Source organism: Campylobacter sp. BCW_4332 (assembly GCF_001763175.1).
Lineage (GTDB): Bacteria > Campylobacterota > Campylobacteria > Campylobacterales > Campylobacteraceae > Campylobacter_D > Campylobacter_D jejuni.
Genome location: NZ_MJYF01000064.1, coordinates 114262 through 130593, shown reverse-complemented (window position 1 = coordinate 130593; position 16332 = coordinate 114262). Strand labels below are relative to the sequence as shown.

The following is a 16332-nucleotide window of genomic DNA, read 5'->3' as shown; positions in this document are numbered from 1 at the left end:
ATCTTTCCTTAATACACCACTTTTAAACGTTCTTTTAAAAAGCTTTCTAGGTTTAAATAATCTTCTAAATTTATATCATCATATCCATTAATATACACATTTTCATTTTGTGTTTTTCTTAAAAATTCTAAAACTTCATCATCACAATTTACTATATAAAGACAATCTTCGCACTCATAAAGTTTATCTTTTAAAATCATTTTTAAGTCTTTGTCTAAAGTCTTACCATTTAGCAAGGCTAAATTTAAAGCTTTCTCATAAGGGCTTAAATTTTCATGATATTTTAAATTTAAAGCATTTAAATCATCTTTTGTTAGTTCAGGTTTTTCTACAAGAGAAAATACTTTAAAGTCTAAATCTAAATTTTTATCCCCATTTTCTTTTAAAATTTTCTCACCCGCTCTTTTAACTCTTTCAATGGTTATATCGCTAATAACTGGGTTTTCGCTTCCTAGTTCATTTTTACAAAAATCATAAGTCACTTTGCTTTTATTCTCATCGATTTTTTCATCAAGTTGCACTAGAATAAATTTACGATTTCCATTATCTTCTGCGTTGAGTTCCATTACTGCTTGTGCTGTCGTGCCACTACCTGCAAAAAAGTCTAGGATAATATCATCGTTTTTAGTAACATTTTTTATAAATTTTTTAATTAATTTTGAAGGTTTTGAATAGTTAAAAATCGGGAGTTCAAAAATTTTTTTAATCTCTTCTGCAGCATCATTATTTGTATAAACATCCTCTTCTATTTTTTTGCTTAATAAATTTCGCATAGGACGGAAGGGGATGTCTTTGCCAAAATTTTTATAAAATATAGGTTTCATTCCTTTTATAGATTTAATTTCAATTTTTCCACCTTGTTTTATTTCATCATCAATTTTTTGTTGAGACCAGCAAAATCTACCTTTAATTTGAATATCATCTTTAGCAATTCCATTTGTTATCTCTACATCTTTTAAAATTTCTATATTAAATTGTTTTGATCCATACTCACCCCTTTTTAATAAACCATTAAATTTTCCATTTTCAAATATACAAAAATTTTTATCTAAAATTCTTTCACTTACATTAGATGATTTTATAATTAACTCTCTATGACCTTTTGGATCAATAAGTGCATCTCTTGTACCTTCAAAAGTTTCACTTTTTCTATAAATTAAAATATATTCAATTAAATCTACAATATTTTTACCTAAAAATGAAGCATTATCTTTTTTATGCCAAACAATATTTGCCACAAAATTCTCTTCCCCAAAAATTTCATCACAAAGAATCTTTAAATTTGCTTGTTCGTTATCATCAATGCTTATAAATATCACTCCATCTTCTCTTAGCAAATCTCTAGCAAGTTTAAGGCGTGGTAGCATAAAGCCAAGCCATGCACTATGACTTCTATCGCCCCTAGTATTGATGAAAAAATTTAAAATTTCACTTCTGATTTCTTCACCTTCTTCTGTGATTTCTAAAAGTCCAACTTCTATTAAAAGTTTTTTATGCTCTTTTACAAAATCATCATTATAAATAAATTTATCATTTTTAGTATTGTAAGGCGGATCGATATAAATCATTTTTATTTTTTCATAGTAAGCGGATTTTAAAAGTTTTAAGGCATGAAGATTATCCCCTTTTATGATAGCATTTTTAGTAGTTTCAAAGTTTTTGCTTAAACTCTTATGAAATTTTAATTCTTTAGTATTTGGAGTATCATAAAGAGCATTTGCTAAAGCTTTGCCTGTGAAACTTAACTCATAACCTCTAATTTCTTTATTATTTAAGCCTAAAAGCATAGCAATAGCCTTTAAATCGACTTGTCCATCTTTTATGGTTTGTGGGAAATTTAGTTTTAAATACTCTAAAAGTTCATTTTTATTTTCTTTTGTGTTGATTAAATTTTCTTTTTTGATTTTATTTATATCAAGCATTATTTTCCTTTAAAACTTCATTGATACAATGAATTAATTTTTGTTTATTTATCCTTGTGTTAAAAATAATTTTTATATTTTCATCTTTTAAATTCTCATCTAATTTTTGAAAAAACACTCTAGCATAATCTATCTTTTTTCTTTCATTTAATGCGATATCGCTTTCTTTATCATAGCCTTTGCTTTCGCATACAAAAAAGATTTTTTTACCCTTTTGATCTTCTAAAAAATAAGCAAAATCAGGTTCATAGTTTTTATAAGGTGTAGGAATGCTAAACTTTGGTAATTTGGCAAAAACTTTTATCGTTTTAGTTTCAATAATTTCATGATTTTCTTTGATGATTTCTTTTTCTATATTAGAATCATAAATCACACTTTCATAAAGATAATTTTTAGCTGGCTTTTCATCATCTTTGTAACGCCCTAATTTTTGCATAGCGATACTTTCTTTAAATTCACCATTTTCTATCAAATTTTCATAAGAATTTGAAAAAGCATGAAGAGAAAATTCATAATTTATAGAGTGTAATAAACTATGATGAATTTTATCTTTGATGATGTTTTTTAGGCTATTAAAAGCTTTTTTTGGAGAGTTTTCAAATTTAGTTTTATCAAGTTTTTCATAAATTTTTAGCAAAAATACTAAAGGAAATTTTTCATCTTTACTGAAATTTAAAAGCAAATTTTGTATTTCTTGGTAAAGGCTTTTTTTATAATCAATTTCTTCCAAGGTTTTAATTTCTTCAGTGATGATAGAATTTTGCTTAGCGTCAAAAAGTTTTCTTTCATAATACACGCGTTCTTTTTCTATATTTAAAGCATTAAAAGCTAGTATAACTTCATCTATAATACTTTGTTCGTTTATGTTTTGATAAATTATTTGTGCTTTTTTATTAATTTTTTCCCAAAGCTCTTTAAAATCTTTGGCTAAATGCGTTCTTATTTTGACCTTATTATCTTGATTTTTAGCATTGATGATTTGCTCATGAGTGTTGTTTGAATTTTCTTTAAATATATTTAAGAATTTATCAAATTTATCGCCTAAAAGTTCTTTAAACTCTTCATTATCCTTTATACTTTCATATATAGGAGATAAGATTTTATAATTACTTTGTTCTTCATTGTAAGAAATTAATTTTGATTTTTTTAAAAGATAAATTAAATCACTAGCTAAATCTACATTTAATAAATTCTCAAGAAAGTTTTTTTCTAGTGTTTGACTATTAAATCTAAAACTAGAATCTAAAACTTCTTTTTGCAAATTTTCTATATAATCAACTTCTCTTGCACTCACTAAAATATCAAGATAATTAATATCATAAAATTGATTGTCATCAAAATCTAAATAATTATGCGTAATTCTCTTGCCTTTATTATTAACACAAAGTCTTAAACCACGCCCCACTTGTTGATGAATGCTAATTTGAGAAGAAGAATTTGAAAGTTTGGTTAAAGTAAAAATATTTGGATTATCCCAGCCTTCTTGCAAAGCCCAAACGCTGAAAATAAAACGCAAAGAAGTATCAAAAGAAAGTAATTTTTCTTTTTCTTCTAAAATAAGCTTTACTCCATTAGCTTCTTTTTCATCAGGACTTCCTTTATCACCACTAAAATAGCCTTGATGAACTCTTAAATTTCCTGCTTCATCAAAGTCTTTTTCTAAATATTCTTTATATCGAACATCTAAATTTAGCTTTAAAATTTCCTTGCGTTTTTCTTTGTAAAGTTCTTCAAAAGTATTTTTAATAAAAGGACTTTCGCCCCTAAAATCTGTGATGTTCGGGATAAAAAACAAACTTAAAGCTTTGATACCTTTTTTAAAAAGTTTTTCTTCCTTTTCAAAATGCAAGTCAATCGCTTTTTTTAAAAGTTCTTTAATTTCATCATTGTTTAAAACATAACTTTCTTTTTTCTCGATAGTAGTTTCATCATTAAAATAAGCTTTATTATCCTTTACTTGCGTTAAAATGGCATTATTTAAAAGAGAAAAACTATCTTGTAACTTTATTGTTTCTTCTCTTTCTATGCCATTTAAAGTATAGGTAAAAATTGCTTTTTTATTTTTATACTCTTTAAGAAAAATATTGTTTGTATTTACTCCTAAAGTATGTACTTTGACTTGTTTTACAAGATATTCTTTAAAAGCAGATATAGAATCAAGACAATAGATCATATTGCTAAGTTCATAATCTTTTTCTTTTGGAAAAGTCGCCCCAAAGCGAAAATAAAGTGAATTTATTTTTGAAAAATATTCATTAAAAGCCTTTCCTTTAAGTAAATGAGGCTCATCAATAATACTAATAGGTTTTAAATCTATGATATTTTCAAAAATGCTTTTGAATTCAGATAAACTTTTAAATAAACTTTCATTTTGTTGATTAAGCAAATTGGTTTTTTTATCAATAGCACTATTGGTTAAAACCAATACCGAAAGCTCATCTTTATTGTTAATGTAGTGATTAATAATAGCACTCTGACTCTTACCATCTGAGTAGTAATAGGCTTTTAAATATTTTTGATATTCTGAATAAAAATAAATTTTTGTGAGTTCTATATTTTGTTTTACGCTTTCTAAAATTGCTTTTCTTGGAACAAAAATAATGAATTTATTTTGCTTAAATTGCCTATGAAGTTCAAATATCAAATTTAAATAAGTAAAAGTCTTACCTGTGCCCGTTTCCATTAAAATATCTAAATTTAATTTATCACTTATATTTTGCACTGGTAAAAAGGTGTTTTTATAAAATTCTTTCAAACATTCTTTTAAATTATCCTGTCTTTTAAAATCAAAATTCTTTAAAAGTGTGATAATATTATCTATGCACTTAACTTGATACTCTTGTTTTTCAAAAATCATTCACATTTTCCGATAAAATATTTTAAACATTTTATCTTATTTTGGCTTAATTAAAAGAAGTTATGGAAGAATACACGCTAAAAAGCGTGTATGAAGATTATTCTCTCCAGCCGTATTTTTTAAAAATTTCTTTAGCTTCCTTAGAACTTAAATAAGCAATAAAATCTTGTGTTTCTTTGCTCGCACCTTCTTTAGCTACCACATTAAAAGTTCTATAAACAACCAAATCTTTTTCTATAGCTACGGCAGTTCCTATGTCAGGATTGCTTTTTGACCAGTCAATCCAAGTGATCCAAGCATCGGCTTGATCTTGTGCGAAAAGCTTTCTTGCACTTCCACTATTTGGAACAAAAGCTACGATATTGTTTCTAAAATTTTGTATGGTTTTTATATCTTGAGTTCTACCTATCATATCTTCCCAAACTCCCGTTCCAGAAGTATTGCTCTTTCCAGCACCTTCAGGTACAACGATTCTTACTTTTTTATTAGCCAAATCTTTTAAACCTTTGATTTTTAAAGGATTGCCTTTTTGGGTAAGTATGATAGCTTCTCTAAAATACAAAGGCTTGATTTTACTCACATTAAAATCTTTCCCAAAATCACTCGCTATAGCTAAAGCCGATTGATCTGAAGCGCCAAATAAAATATCTGCATCTTTTTTAGCTTTTTCAAACCAAGTCGCTTGAGGACCAAAATTTACATTTACTTTAACGCCTGTTTTTTTGCTATATTTGTTTGCTATATCTTTTAAGGCCGTGTGTGGGCCACCTGGTCCGTAAAGATTTACATCTGCATTTGCCATACTAAAAGCTAAGGCACATGCACCAAATAAAGTAATAATTTTTTTTCATAGTATTTCCTTTTATGATAAATTTTTATTGATTGAAGGTGAGATTTTAGAAATTATATATTAATAAATAGTTATAATGTAACAAAAATATTATTAAAATCTAACTTTTGCTTGGTATTTTTGCAAGCAAAAGTTAAAATTGTTATTGATACTTCTTTTTAGTGCTAAAATGACATAAAGTAGAACAAAGTATACAAAGAATACAAGCACTAAGGAGCATGATAAGACCAGCATTCCAACTACCATAGTAATCCACAGCCCAACCTATAGCTTTTGTTCCAAGTGAAGCGCCGACTACATAACTCATAAAGCCACGAAGTCCTACACAAGATCCTACTGCAAAAGCAGGAACGACTTCCATAGTTTGCACACTTGCTAAAAATTGTGGTATATAGACTAAACACCCCGCCATAGCTGCAAAGAAAATAACCATATAAAGATTATTTGAAGTAAAATATCCAATAATCATAAAGAAAATAATCACCATAGCACCTATAGCAGGAGGCATTCTATAGCCTTTAAAAATTTTATCTGAAATATATCCTGCAAGTAAAGTAGAAGGTATGGCAGCCCATTCAAAAAGCCAAAAGGCAATACCCATTTGTTCTTTATTAAAGCCTTTTGTTTCTAGCAAGTAAATAGGAAGCCAAGAAATAAGCCCAAAACGCACCATATAAACAAAAGTATCCATCCAAGCCACATACCAAGCATTTTTGTTTTTAAGCACATAACGATAAAAAATTTCAAAACTGCTTAAATTTGGAGTTTCTACAGCTTTGATTTCTTCTGTTTTAATCCCTCGCATTTCATTGATTTCAGTAATATCAATCAAACCTTCATTTTTAGGACTTCCTTTAACTGCATAAAGCACATAAAGACTGATGATAACTGCACAAGCAGCAGGAACATAAAAATGATTCATGTGCCAATATGTTTCATTAAAATCCGCCATACTCACACCCAATAATGCTGCCAAAGCAAAACCTGAAAGCGAAACTATAGGAGCAACTATCCCGCCTCCTATATTATGTGAGATATTCCAAACGGCCGTGTAAATTCCCCGCTCTTTTTTAGGATACCAGTTTGCAAGAGTGATAAAAGAAGGACCTACCCCCATACCTTGAAAAACCCCAAGCGCGATAACAAAACCTACATAAGCGTAAAAAGAATTTGAAAAACCAAGTAAAACATTTACAAGAGCACATAAAATAAGACCTAAAGCCATGTATTTTTTAGGATCAGCTTTGTCGCTTATAACGCTCATTGCACCCTTGCTAATCCCGTAAGCTATAAGCATTGAGCCTGTGATTGTTCCGATGTCTGATTTACTGAGATCAAGTTGATTTTGTATAAATGGAGTTGAAAGAGTGATATTATTTCGCACAAGATAATATCCCATATATCCTATAAAAACCCCACTTAAACTCCAAGTTCTCATTTTGTAATATCTAGGTAAAATTTCCTCTTTAGGAAATTTCATAGCTTTTGCCTTAGGTTTGAAAAAATCAAACATATTTAAACCCTCCTTACTAACTTTATATTTTTATAGTTTAAATAATATTAATCGATATAAAATAAAAAAATAATTAAAAATAATACGAAATTTATATAATTTAAAATTAAAATTTTTATACTATGAAGCTTTAAAAAAATATGTTAAAATCCAAATTTTATCTTTTGCAAGGAAAAGCAATGAAAGAAATTCTTATCACTAATGACGATGGCTATGAAAGCGAAGGACTTAAAAAACTCATTAAGATGTTAAAAAAAGAATTTAAAGCCAAGATCACCATAGTAGCTCCTGCTAGTGAAAAATCAGCTTGTTCACACTCCATAACCCTAACCAAACCTTTGCGTTTTGTTAAAGTAGGAAAAAGATTTTACAAGCTTGATGATGGCACTCCAGCAGATTGTATTTATCTTGCACTTCACGCACTTTATAAAACACGCTTGCCTGATCTTGTAATCAGTGGGATTAACAAAGGAGCAAACGTAGGTGAAGATATTACCTACTCAGGAACTTGTGCAGGAGCTATGGAGGCGGTTTTACAAGGAATTCCCGCTATCGCTCTTTCTCAATTTTATAAAAAAAGCGAAAAAGAACTAGACTATAAAAATGCTTTAAAAATTACCAAAAAAATCATTCAAAATATTTTTGATAAAGGTTTTCCTTTGGAAAAAAAAGAATTTTTAAATATCAATTTTCCTGCAAAATCAAAAATCAAAGGCATTAAAATTTGTAAAGCAGGCAAAAGGGTTTATAATTTTGAAGCCCACTCAAATGTCAATCCGAGAGGAGTTGAGTATTATTGGCTTGCAGCAGCGAATTTAGACTTTGAAGATGAGAAAAATAGCGATATTGTCTTACTTAAAAAAGGCTACGCTACAATAACCCCTATAATGCTGGATCTTACAGCTTATGAAAAAATGAAAAAAGTTAAAAAATGGTTAAAGGCAAATGATGAATGATAGATTTACACGTATAAAATGGCTAGTTGGAGAAGAAAAATTTCAAAAAATTTCACAAACAAAAGTTTTGGTTTGCGGACTTGGTGGAGTGGGTGGAATTTGCGTTGATGCACTTTATCGTAGCGGTTTTAAAAACCTTACTTTAATCGATGCGGATAAATTTGAAATCACCAATCAAAATCGCCAAATTCATAGCGAAAATATAGGCGAAGAAAAAGCTAAAGTATTTGAAAGAATTTATAAGGCTAAAGGTATAGTCAGCAAAATCGATGAAGATTTTTTAGAAAATTTTGATTTAAGCGAGTTTGATCTTATCATAGATGCCATTGATGATATCCCTGCAAAAGTAGCTTTGGCTCATCTTATAGATTTTAAAAAACAAATTTTTATCTCTTCAACAGGTGGAGCTAGAAAGCTTGATCCAACACGCATTAAAACTACAAGTATTTTTAAAACTCACGGTGATGCTTTAGCGAAAAAATTTCGTTATGAACTTAGAAAATCAGGCTTTAAGGGAAATTTTGATGTGGTATTTTCTGACGAAGAAGCACATTGTAAAGATTTAGGTTCTTTTATGGGTGTGACAGCTTCTTTTGGTTTGGCTTTAGCAAGTTTAGCAATGAGAAAAGTCTTATCAAAATATAAAGAGCAATGAGAAATTTTATTGTATTTATATTGTTTTTGAATATAGCCATTGGAGAGGATAAAATACTTGGTAATTTTTTTAAAGATTGCAATACAAGTGGAGTTTTTATAACTTTTGATGGAAAACATTATGCAAGTAATGATTTTAAAAGAGCTAAACAAGCCTTTTCTCCTGCTTCAACTTTTAAAATTTTTAATGCTTTAATTGCACTTGATAATGGTGTAGTTAGAGATACAAAGGAAATTTTTTATCATTATAAGGGCGAAAAAGTATTTTTGTCCTCTTGGAAACAAGATGCTAGTTTAAGCTCAGCCATAAAACGCTCTCAAGTGCCTGCTTTTAAAGAATTGGCAAGAAAAATAGGACTTAAAACCATGCAAGAAGGCTTAAATAAACTTTCTTATGGAAATACAAAAATTTCAAAAATCGATACCTTTTGGTTGGATAATTCTTTACAAATTTCTGCAAAAAATCAAGCTGATTTGCTTTTTAAACTTTCGCAAAATTCTTTACCTTTTTCCAAAAAAAGTCAAGAAGAAGTTAAAGAAATTATTCTTTTTAAGGAAGATAAAATCCAAAAAATTTATGCTAAAACAGGTTTTAATGATAATATCAATTTAGCTTGGATTGTTGGATTTGTAAAGACTGAAAACAAAATTTTATCTTTTGCTTTAAATGTTGATATAAAGGACATTAAAAATATTAAAATAAGGGAAGAATTGCTAGAAAAATATCTAGCAATCATAACAAATTAAAATAATCCTGCAATCTGATTTGCAATTTTATCTTCTAAAATAGGCGTAGCTTCAGGAAGTTTAAGTCCTGTTTTCACAGCTTCTGCAAAAATAATAGTATTTTTTTCTATATATTTGCCTTCATAAGTTTGTTGTGTATTATTGATTTGATTTGAATTTAAATGTCCTACTTTATCACTGCGAACATTTCCGCCAAAGCTATTTAAAAAGCCTGAGCTTTGGGAATCTCTTACGCTAGCTTGTCCGCTAACATTACCACTAGAAGTTAAAACTTTACCATCAGCTTTTTGCTTGATATTAATATCTACTTGCATTTGCCAAATTGTATCTTCGGTAAGTTTTCCTAAAAGTCCTCCTACTAAAGCACCTGCAGCACCTGCAGCAACCATACCTCCTGCACCGCCGCCATTATAGCCACTAACTGCCACACCCGTAGCACCTCCTGCAACAGCACTGCCTACAGCATTATTTTCTTGTTTTTTATCGCAATATAAAATATTAGTACTTAAAATATAATTTGCTTTATCAGGATCATCTATAACTTTATATCCTTTAGCTTCCAAAGCACTTCTTAATTTAGGTTCTAAATTTACATCATGTCCGCTTGTATTTTTGATATTTAAAAATACAATTCTTTTTTCCTTAGCCACAGGATCAAGAAAAATACTTTGACTCATTGTTGCATTAGTTTGTAAAGTAGTTGTTAAACAACCTGTGAGTAAACTAGCTGCCAAAACACTACTTAATGTGATTTTAAAAATTGATTTTTTCATGATTTCTCCTTAAAGTATAGAATTTTGTTTATTTTTGCGTTCTTGTTTTTCTTTTTTGATATAGTCTTTATAAAGTTTTTCAAATTGATTAGTTTTATAAGTTAAATACATCTCAAAACTTAAATGAGGTGATTCAAGTTCTATTTTACAATCTCCATCCTGTAATTTTACATAACGATTACCTACATAAGGTACTTCTTTTTTGATAATTTTATATTTTGAAAGTGAAGATAAAATATCATTAAAACGATCTTTATGAAATTTTAATTGCACTAGTGTTAATCTATTTTCTTTATCAAAAATAAAAAGAACTTTATCTTTTAAACCCTCAAGCTCAAAATCACTTGAACTTACTTCAATAATCTTACCCCCTGTGTAAATACTAGTACCAGCATTTGAAAAGTTCGGATATTTTTTTACAACTTCATCGAAATTAGCTTTACCAAGTTCTAAGCCAAAAGGCATGGGATTTGCAAATATAACAGTAGTGTAAAAAATGCAAAATAAAAATATTTTTTTCACAATTAACTCCTTTTTAAAAATGAAAAATCAATTATAAAGACTTAAAGCTTAACAAACACTTATAAGTGTTTGTTATTTTACACTTGCTTTTTTATCATTCTAAAAATAACAATTTAGGTATTCAAATTGGAACAAGAATTAGATATTTTTTTTAATAAAATTGTAGAAAAAGTTAAAAAAGAAAGAAAAAAGCGAAAAATATCTCAGCTAATGCTTGCTAGCATTTTAGGACATAAATCACCAAATTATATTGCAAAAATAGAAACTAGAAAACATGGAGCAAATTATAATCTTGCTCATCTTTATCAAATTTCTAAAGAATTTGGTATAGACATCAAAGACTTAATGCCTTAAATTTTTCCAACAATAATAGGATTAAAAGCTTTTACTGAAAGTATGAGAGTATCGCCTATTTTTATATCTTGATAAGCTTTTAAAAATTCCTCTTCACTAAGAGTAATTTTAATAATGTCTTGATTTAAAAGCAAGGTTAAAACCACTAAAATATCACTTTTTTTAATTTCTAACAAAGTTGCACTCAAACGCAATTTTGCACTAATACTTGAATGAGTAAAAAATTCATTTTTAGGAAAATCCTTAATGATTTTTCCATTCCTAAGCTCTAAAATTCTATGACTTAACTTATAAATTTCAGCTAAATCATGACTTACCAATAAAGTACTTATCTTAAAATACTCTAAAATTTTAGCCAATTCATCTTGTAAATTGGCGCGCATTTTAAAATCCAAAGCACTCAAAGGCTCATCTAAAAGCAAAATTTTTGGTTCCCTTGCTAAAGCTCTTGCTAAAGCTACTCTTTGTGCTTGTCCTCCGCTTAAATGTTTAGGATAAATTTTAGCCAAATTTTCAAGTCCCATTAAGGCTAAAAGCTCATCAACCTTTGCCTTAGAACTAGCGGCATAGGCGATATTTTCTTTTACATTCATATTTGGAAAAAGCGCATAATCTTGAAAAACAAAACCAATTTTTCTTTTTTGCAAAGCTAAACTAAAATTTTTTGAAGAATCAAACCAAAGTTCATTATCTACTTCTATACGCCCAAATTTAGGCTCTATAAGTCCTGCTATGATTTTTAAAAGAGTGGTTTTTCCTGTTCCACTTTCGCCAAAAAGTGCAGTAATTTTTCCTGATTCTATATCTTTTTTAAAATTTAAATCCAGCCTTCCTTTGGCGGTATTCATAGGATGATTGATATTAATTTTTATCATTGAAAACTCATTTTTTTATTGACAAAATAAAGACTAAAAAGCACTAAAAAAGAAAAAATAAACAATATAAAAGCATATTGATGTGCCAAGCTATAGTTTAAGATTTCAAGTTCATCATAAATAGCTATACTAGCTACTAAAGTTTCACCTTGTTTATGTCCTCCTATCATCATCACGACTCCAAATTCACCCACAGTATGGGCAAAACTCATCGCACAAGCACTAAAAATTCCTGCTTTAGAATTAGGCAAAATCACTCTAAAAAGAGTGTAAATTTTACTTTTACCTAAACTATAAGAAGCATCGAGTAAATTTGGATTGATCGATGAAAAGGCACTTTGCAAAGGATTTACCATAAAAGGCAAAGAAAAAATCAAAGAAGCAAAAACAAGACCTTCAAAAGTAAAAACCAAAGAAAGATTAAAATATTCTTTTAAAACTTGCCCTAAAAAACTATTAGCCGAAAAAGTTACAAGCAAATAAAATCCCAAAACACTAGGAGGTAAAATCAAAGGCAAAGAAATAAAGCTTTGAAGGATTGTTTTAAAAGGAAAACGCACAAAACTTAACAAATAAGCTAAAAATACACCGATAAAAAAAAGAATAAAAGTCGTGATAAAAGCAAGTTTAAAAGTAAGATAAAGGGTTTGTAAAAAAGCTGGATCAAGCATTATGACTCCTTAATACAATATCATTTGCTTTTATAAAACAAAGCCATTCTTGATTTTCACAAATTTCAAGTTCTAAAGCTTTTTCTTTGGTGATGATGCTAGAAAGCTCGTTACCTTTAAAATCAAAAAATATCTGATACAAAAGTTTGCCTTTTTTAATTTTTGTAATTTTAGCTAAAAAAGAATTTTCAACACTTAAAAGAGTTTTACTTGTGCTAAAACAAAGCTCATGCTCTTTAAAAAGAAGTTCTACACTCGCACCAATTTTTAAATTTTCTAAAGATTTTAATTCAAGCATTAAAACACTAAAAATCACTTCTTTAGAAAGTATTTTAACAATAACTATATCCTCTTGATTTAAAAGCTCACAAATTTGTCCTTTTATAAGGTTCATGGTGTGCTAAATCCGTATTTTTTAAAAATTTCTTTTGCTTTTGAAGAGCCAATAAATTCGCTAAATTCAAAGGCTAATTTTTTATCCTTAGCGTATTTTGTGATAACATAACTTTGCTCTAAAGGGCTAAAATACTTTGGATTAATAATACTTGTTTTACCTTTAGGATGATTGATAGGAGAAACTAAAGAATAAGCCACTATAGCTATATCTGCATTTTTACTATCTACATGTAAAACAGGCACTGAGATATTTTCGCCTAAAACGATTTTATCCTTAAGAAGCTCATTTAAATCCAAATTTTCAAGCACTTCTTTAGCTGCTACTCCATAAGGAGCTACTTTAGGATTGGCTATGCTTAGATGCGTGATTTTGCCTGCCTTTTCTTTTAAATTTTCAATGCCTCCTTGGAGTAAATTTTCATCCAAACTATACAAAGCCAAAACTCCCAAAACATAAACTTTTGGCTTTATTAAAGCATTTTTATCATCATAAATAGCCTTAGCATATTTAGTATCCGCTGAAAAAAAGAGATCAAATTCTCTTCCTTGTTTTAAAAGCTCATAATATTTTCCAGAAGCACCAAAAACCAATTCTATTTTATCTTCTGGATGTGTTTTCAAAAACTCATCTTTAACTTCACTCATCGCCTTTGAAGCTGAAGAAGCTACAAAAATACTTAAATTTTGCGCATTTAAACACGAAACAAAAAGCAAAATCCCAAAAAATACTACAAACTTTTTCATTTAGTTTTCCTTGTGTAAAAATTTAATTTTTGGATTATAACACAAAAAATTCATTTTATATCATTTTTGCATAAAATAAATACAGGATGATAAGTAAGTTTGTTTTGAAATTTTTCTTCAAATTCTTTTAAAAAACTTTTATTTAAAGGATAAAATCCTAAAGAATTTACACCGCTTAATTTTAAATGCCTAAAAACATCTAAAGCATTATCAAAGCTTAATTTTATGAGTTCTTGAGTGATTTTTACTTCATCAAAATAGACTTTAAAAATTTGCTCTAATTCATTCAAACTAAAATAATTTAAACCAAAACCCGTGCTTTGTTTGATTTCTTTTAAATTTTGTTCTGCAAAAGTAGAAAGAAGTAAAATCCCATTTTGATTTAGCATATCCCTAAGACTTGGTAAAATGCGTTTTAAATCAAGCCATTGCAAAGTTGCATTTGAAACAATAAGATTAAATTTCTCTTTACTTAAATCTTGTTTTGCAATTTCGTTCATATCAAAAATTAAAATATTAGAATTTTCTTTAAAATCTAAAATATCATTTTTAACATACTCATCAAAAGTAATGAAATTTTGAAGTTTTTTGCTCAATTCACCCCTACCACAACCAAATTCAAACACTTTTTCAAAATGTGAAATTTTTAAATCTTTTAAAATTTCACAAAGTTTTAAACCCATGAAATCTTGCACTTTTGCATGTTTTTCATAATCTTTTGCTTTTAAAAAATTCAAAGCTCATCCCAAGTTTTAAAATGAAAAAAAGCAAAATGCGGTTCATCTAAAAAAATAAGTTTTGAAAAAGCATTTTTTAAAGCATTTGGTGGAAAAATTTCATCTTCTTTGCTTGAATAAACCTTATCCCAAAGCAAATTTTCTTCTTGTTTTGTTAAAGCAAAATCAAAAAGTTTTTCAAGCTCTATTTTCAAAACTTTTTCATCTTTGAAAATAAAATCTTTGGCTAAGCTTTTGCGTTCTTTAAATAAAGCCTCTTTAAAATGTTCTAATTTAAAATTTTGCAGGGTTTTTTTAAAAATTGTAAGATGAATTCCTTTTGATTTATCTATGCCTAAATTTGTGCCATTTATGGCTATTTTTTGTTTAAAATTAAGCTCTTTTAAAAGTCTATTTGCCACACAAACCCCCATAGAAAAAGCGATTAAAAAAAGCTCATCAAAAGCTTTGAAATTAAAATTTAAATCAAAATTTTCATAATCATAAAATAAAATCACATTTTTATCGCTTTTTAAATGCGAAAAATGACTAGGATGTGAAGCAAACCCTCCAAATACCACTATAAGTTTTTTTGAATCAGGATTTTTGCATAAAAATTCATATTTCATAAAAGCTCTATTATCCTTTCAAGTTCTTCTGTGTTAAGTCCTGCGTGCAAAGAAAAACGAATTCTAGCTGTATTTTTTGGCACAGTAGGTTCTTTAATCGCAGGAGCAAAAAATCCAGCTTTTTGAAGTTTTTGTGAAATTTCTAAGGCTTTTTTATTTTCACCTAAAAGTAAGCAAATAATATAAGCATCGCCTAAAACAGTGTGATTTTTTTCTTGCAATTTACTTTTAAAAAAAGTGCTTAAAAGCTCTAATTTTTCTCTTTCTTTCCTAAAATAAGGCATTTTTTTAAAAATAAATTGCGTCCAAGCTACATTAATAGGTGGCAAGGCTGTAGAATAAATAAAAGCTCTAGCTTTGTTGATGAAAAATTTTTTATATTTTTCATCACATATCATACAAGCACCCATGGAAGCAATGGCTTTACCAAAGGTAAAAACCAAAAAATCCACTTCATTTTCTAAGGCTAGTTTTTTAACAAGCCCCAAACCCTCCTCATCGAAACAACCCACGCTGTGTGCTTCATCTATATAAAGCTTAATTTTATCATAACGCTTTTTAAGCTCACACAAAGTTTTAAAATCGCTAAAATCTCCATCCATACTAAACAAAGCTTCGCTTAAAACGATGATATTTTCATAATTTTCATAATGTTTTTGGATTAAACTCTCTAAATGATTCATATCTTTATGATGAAAACGAAAAAAATCAGCCCCGCCAAGTCTTAAGCCATCAATCATACTTGCATGAATAAATTTATCGGCTAAAAAAAGCGTTTTAGAAACGCTAGAAAGTGCTGCTATACAAGAGATATTTAGATGATAGCCACTATTAAAATGTAAAATTTCCTTATCTTTAAATTTAGTCTTTAAAAAACTTTCTAATTCTTCATAAATTTCAAAATTTCCACTCAAACTTCTTGAACTAGAACTTGAAAAAAACAAATCTTGCTCTTTTAAGGTATTTAAAAACTCAGCTTTTAACTCTTTAGAAGACGCCAAATAAAGATAATCATTTCCTGCTAAATTTAAAAGTTTTTGATTTTGCTTATAAACAAATTTATTTTCATGTTTTAAAGGCGTTAGAGTTCTTAGATTGTGATTTTGCTCTAGATCTTGCAAAATTTTTTCAAGCTTCATTTTTTTCCTGTAAA

Annotated in this window: 17 protein-coding genes; 4 read left to right on the top strand and 13 right to left on the bottom strand. The window is 28.3% G+C overall.

The genetic code is table 11. The features are described from left to right. Nucleotides 1–8: 8 nt before the first annotated feature. The 4 genes from AJN64_RS08000 to AJN64_RS07985 all read right to left on the bottom strand — a co-directional run bounded on the left by AJN64_RS08000 (nucleotide 9) and on the right by AJN64_RS07985 (nucleotide 7142). On the bottom strand, nucleotides 9–1922 hold the full coding sequence (locus AJN64_RS08000; protein ID WP_053872394.1) for a site-specific DNA-methyltransferase: 1914 nt from the start codon (nucleotides 1920–1922) through the stop codon (nucleotides 9–11). Further along, nucleotides 1915–4779: a DEAD/DEAH box helicase family protein gene (locus tag AJN64_RS07995; RefSeq protein WP_070292859.1), complete on the bottom strand. Its 2865-nt coding sequence runs from the start codon at nucleotides 4777–4779 to the stop codon at nucleotides 1915–1917. Before AJN64_RS07995 ends, AJN64_RS08000 begins: the two co-directional genes overlap by 8 nt. 97 nt (nucleotides 4780–4876) lie before the next feature. After that, nucleotides 4877–5581, bottom strand: a complete 705-nt coding sequence (gene peb3 / locus AJN64_RS07990) for an AcfC family glycoprotein adhesin PEB3 (RefSeq protein ID WP_070292858.1) — start codon at nucleotides 5579–5581, stop codon at nucleotides 4877–4879. A 190-nt stretch (nucleotides 5582–5771) separates the two neighbouring features. Beyond that, nucleotides 5772–7142 (bottom strand): MFS transporter, encoded by a 1371-nt coding sequence (locus tag AJN64_RS07985; RefSeq protein ID WP_053872445.1) that lies wholly within the window; start codon nucleotides 7140–7142, stop codon nucleotides 5772–5774. 179 nt (nucleotides 7143–7321) lie between these two features. Between AJN64_RS07985 and surE the strand changes: the two genes are divergently transcribed. From surE to blaOXA, 3 genes are read left to right on the top strand one after another with little or no spacing between them, the layout of a single operon-like run. Beyond that, nucleotides 7322–8098 (top strand): 5'/3'-nucleotidase SurE, encoded by a 777-nt coding sequence (gene surE, locus AJN64_RS07980; protein ID WP_044780369.1) that lies wholly within the window; start codon nucleotides 7322–7324, stop codon nucleotides 8096–8098. After that, nucleotides 8088–8753 carry a ThiF family adenylyltransferase gene (locus AJN64_RS07975; protein WP_072225853.1) on the top strand — a complete coding sequence of 222 codons (666 nt, stop codon included), beginning with the start codon at nucleotides 8088–8090 and terminating at the stop codon, nucleotides 8751–8753. The genes surE and AJN64_RS07975 overlap by 11 nt, the downstream gene beginning before the upstream one ends. Beyond that, nucleotides 8750–9499 (top strand): OXA-184 family class D beta-lactamase, encoded by a 750-nt coding sequence (blaOXA, locus tag AJN64_RS07970; RefSeq protein WP_070292857.1) that lies wholly within the window; start codon nucleotides 8750–8752, stop codon nucleotides 9497–9499. The genes AJN64_RS07975 and blaOXA overlap by 4 nt, the downstream gene beginning before the upstream one ends. On the opposite strand, the gene AJN64_RS07965 is transcribed toward blaOXA, so the two are convergent. Together AJN64_RS07965 and AJN64_RS07960 are read right to left on the bottom strand one after the other, a co-directional pair. Further along, on the bottom strand, nucleotides 9496–10272 hold the full coding sequence (locus tag AJN64_RS07965) for a complement resistance protein TraT (protein ID WP_070243315.1): 777 nt from the start codon (nucleotides 10270–10272) through the stop codon (nucleotides 9496–9498). The two genes, blaOXA and AJN64_RS07965, sit on opposite strands and share 4 nt — an antisense overlap. 9 nt (nucleotides 10273–10281) lie before the next feature. After that, nucleotides 10282–10794, bottom strand: coding sequence for a hypothetical protein (locus AJN64_RS07960; protein ID WP_053872442.1), 513 nt, complete (start codon nucleotides 10792–10794; stop codon nucleotides 10282–10284). A gap of 126 nt (nucleotides 10795–10920) precedes the next feature. Between AJN64_RS07960 and AJN64_RS07955 the strand changes: the two genes are divergently transcribed. Continuing rightward, nucleotides 10921–11148, top strand: a complete 228-nt coding sequence (locus tag AJN64_RS07955; RefSeq protein WP_002870726.1) for a helix-turn-helix domain-containing protein — start codon at nucleotides 10921–10923, stop codon at nucleotides 11146–11148. Here the strand turns inward: AJN64_RS07955 and AJN64_RS07950 are convergent. From AJN64_RS07950 to AJN64_RS07920, 7 genes are read right to left on the bottom strand one after another with little or no spacing between them, the layout of a single operon-like run. Continuing rightward, nucleotides 11145–12023 (bottom strand): sulfate/molybdate ABC transporter ATP-binding protein, encoded by an 879-nt coding sequence (locus AJN64_RS07950; RefSeq protein WP_070292856.1) that lies wholly within the window; start codon nucleotides 12021–12023, stop codon nucleotides 11145–11147. The two genes, AJN64_RS07955 and AJN64_RS07950, sit on opposite strands and share 4 nt — an antisense overlap. After that, entirely contained in the window at nucleotides 12020–12694 is a 675-nt protein-coding gene (gene modB, locus AJN64_RS07945; protein WP_044793916.1) for a molybdate ABC transporter permease subunit, read from the bottom strand. Before modB ends, AJN64_RS07950 begins: the two co-directional genes overlap by 4 nt. Next, nucleotides 12687–13088 carry a molybdopterin-binding protein gene (locus AJN64_RS07940; RefSeq protein WP_053872782.1) on the bottom strand — a complete coding sequence of 134 codons (402 nt, stop codon included), beginning with the start codon at nucleotides 13086–13088 and terminating at the stop codon, nucleotides 12687–12689. The genes modB and AJN64_RS07940 overlap by 8 nt, the downstream gene beginning before the upstream one ends. Next, nucleotides 13085–13834 (bottom strand): molybdate ABC transporter substrate-binding protein, encoded by a 750-nt coding sequence (modA, locus tag AJN64_RS07935; protein ID WP_053872783.1) that lies wholly within the window; start codon nucleotides 13832–13834, stop codon nucleotides 13085–13087. Before modA ends, AJN64_RS07940 begins: the two co-directional genes overlap by 4 nt. Before the next feature lie 50 nt (nucleotides 13835–13884). Beyond that, complete coding sequence (gene bioC / locus AJN64_RS07930; RefSeq protein ID WP_070292855.1) at nucleotides 13885–14571, bottom strand: malonyl-ACP O-methyltransferase BioC; 687 nt, start codon at nucleotides 14569–14571, stop codon at nucleotides 13885–13887. Then, nucleotides 14568–15179: a pimeloyl-ACP methyl esterase BioG family protein gene (locus tag AJN64_RS07925; protein ID WP_053872737.1), complete on the bottom strand. Its 612-nt coding sequence runs from the start codon at nucleotides 15177–15179 to the stop codon at nucleotides 14568–14570. Before AJN64_RS07925 ends, bioC begins: the two co-directional genes overlap by 4 nt. Continuing rightward, nucleotides 15176–16318, bottom strand: coding sequence for an aminotransferase class I/II-fold pyridoxal phosphate-dependent enzyme (locus tag AJN64_RS07920; protein WP_053872736.1), 1143 nt, complete (start codon nucleotides 16316–16318; stop codon nucleotides 15176–15178). The genes AJN64_RS07925 and AJN64_RS07920 overlap by 4 nt, the downstream gene beginning before the upstream one ends. Nucleotides 16319–16332 lie beyond the last annotated feature (14 nt).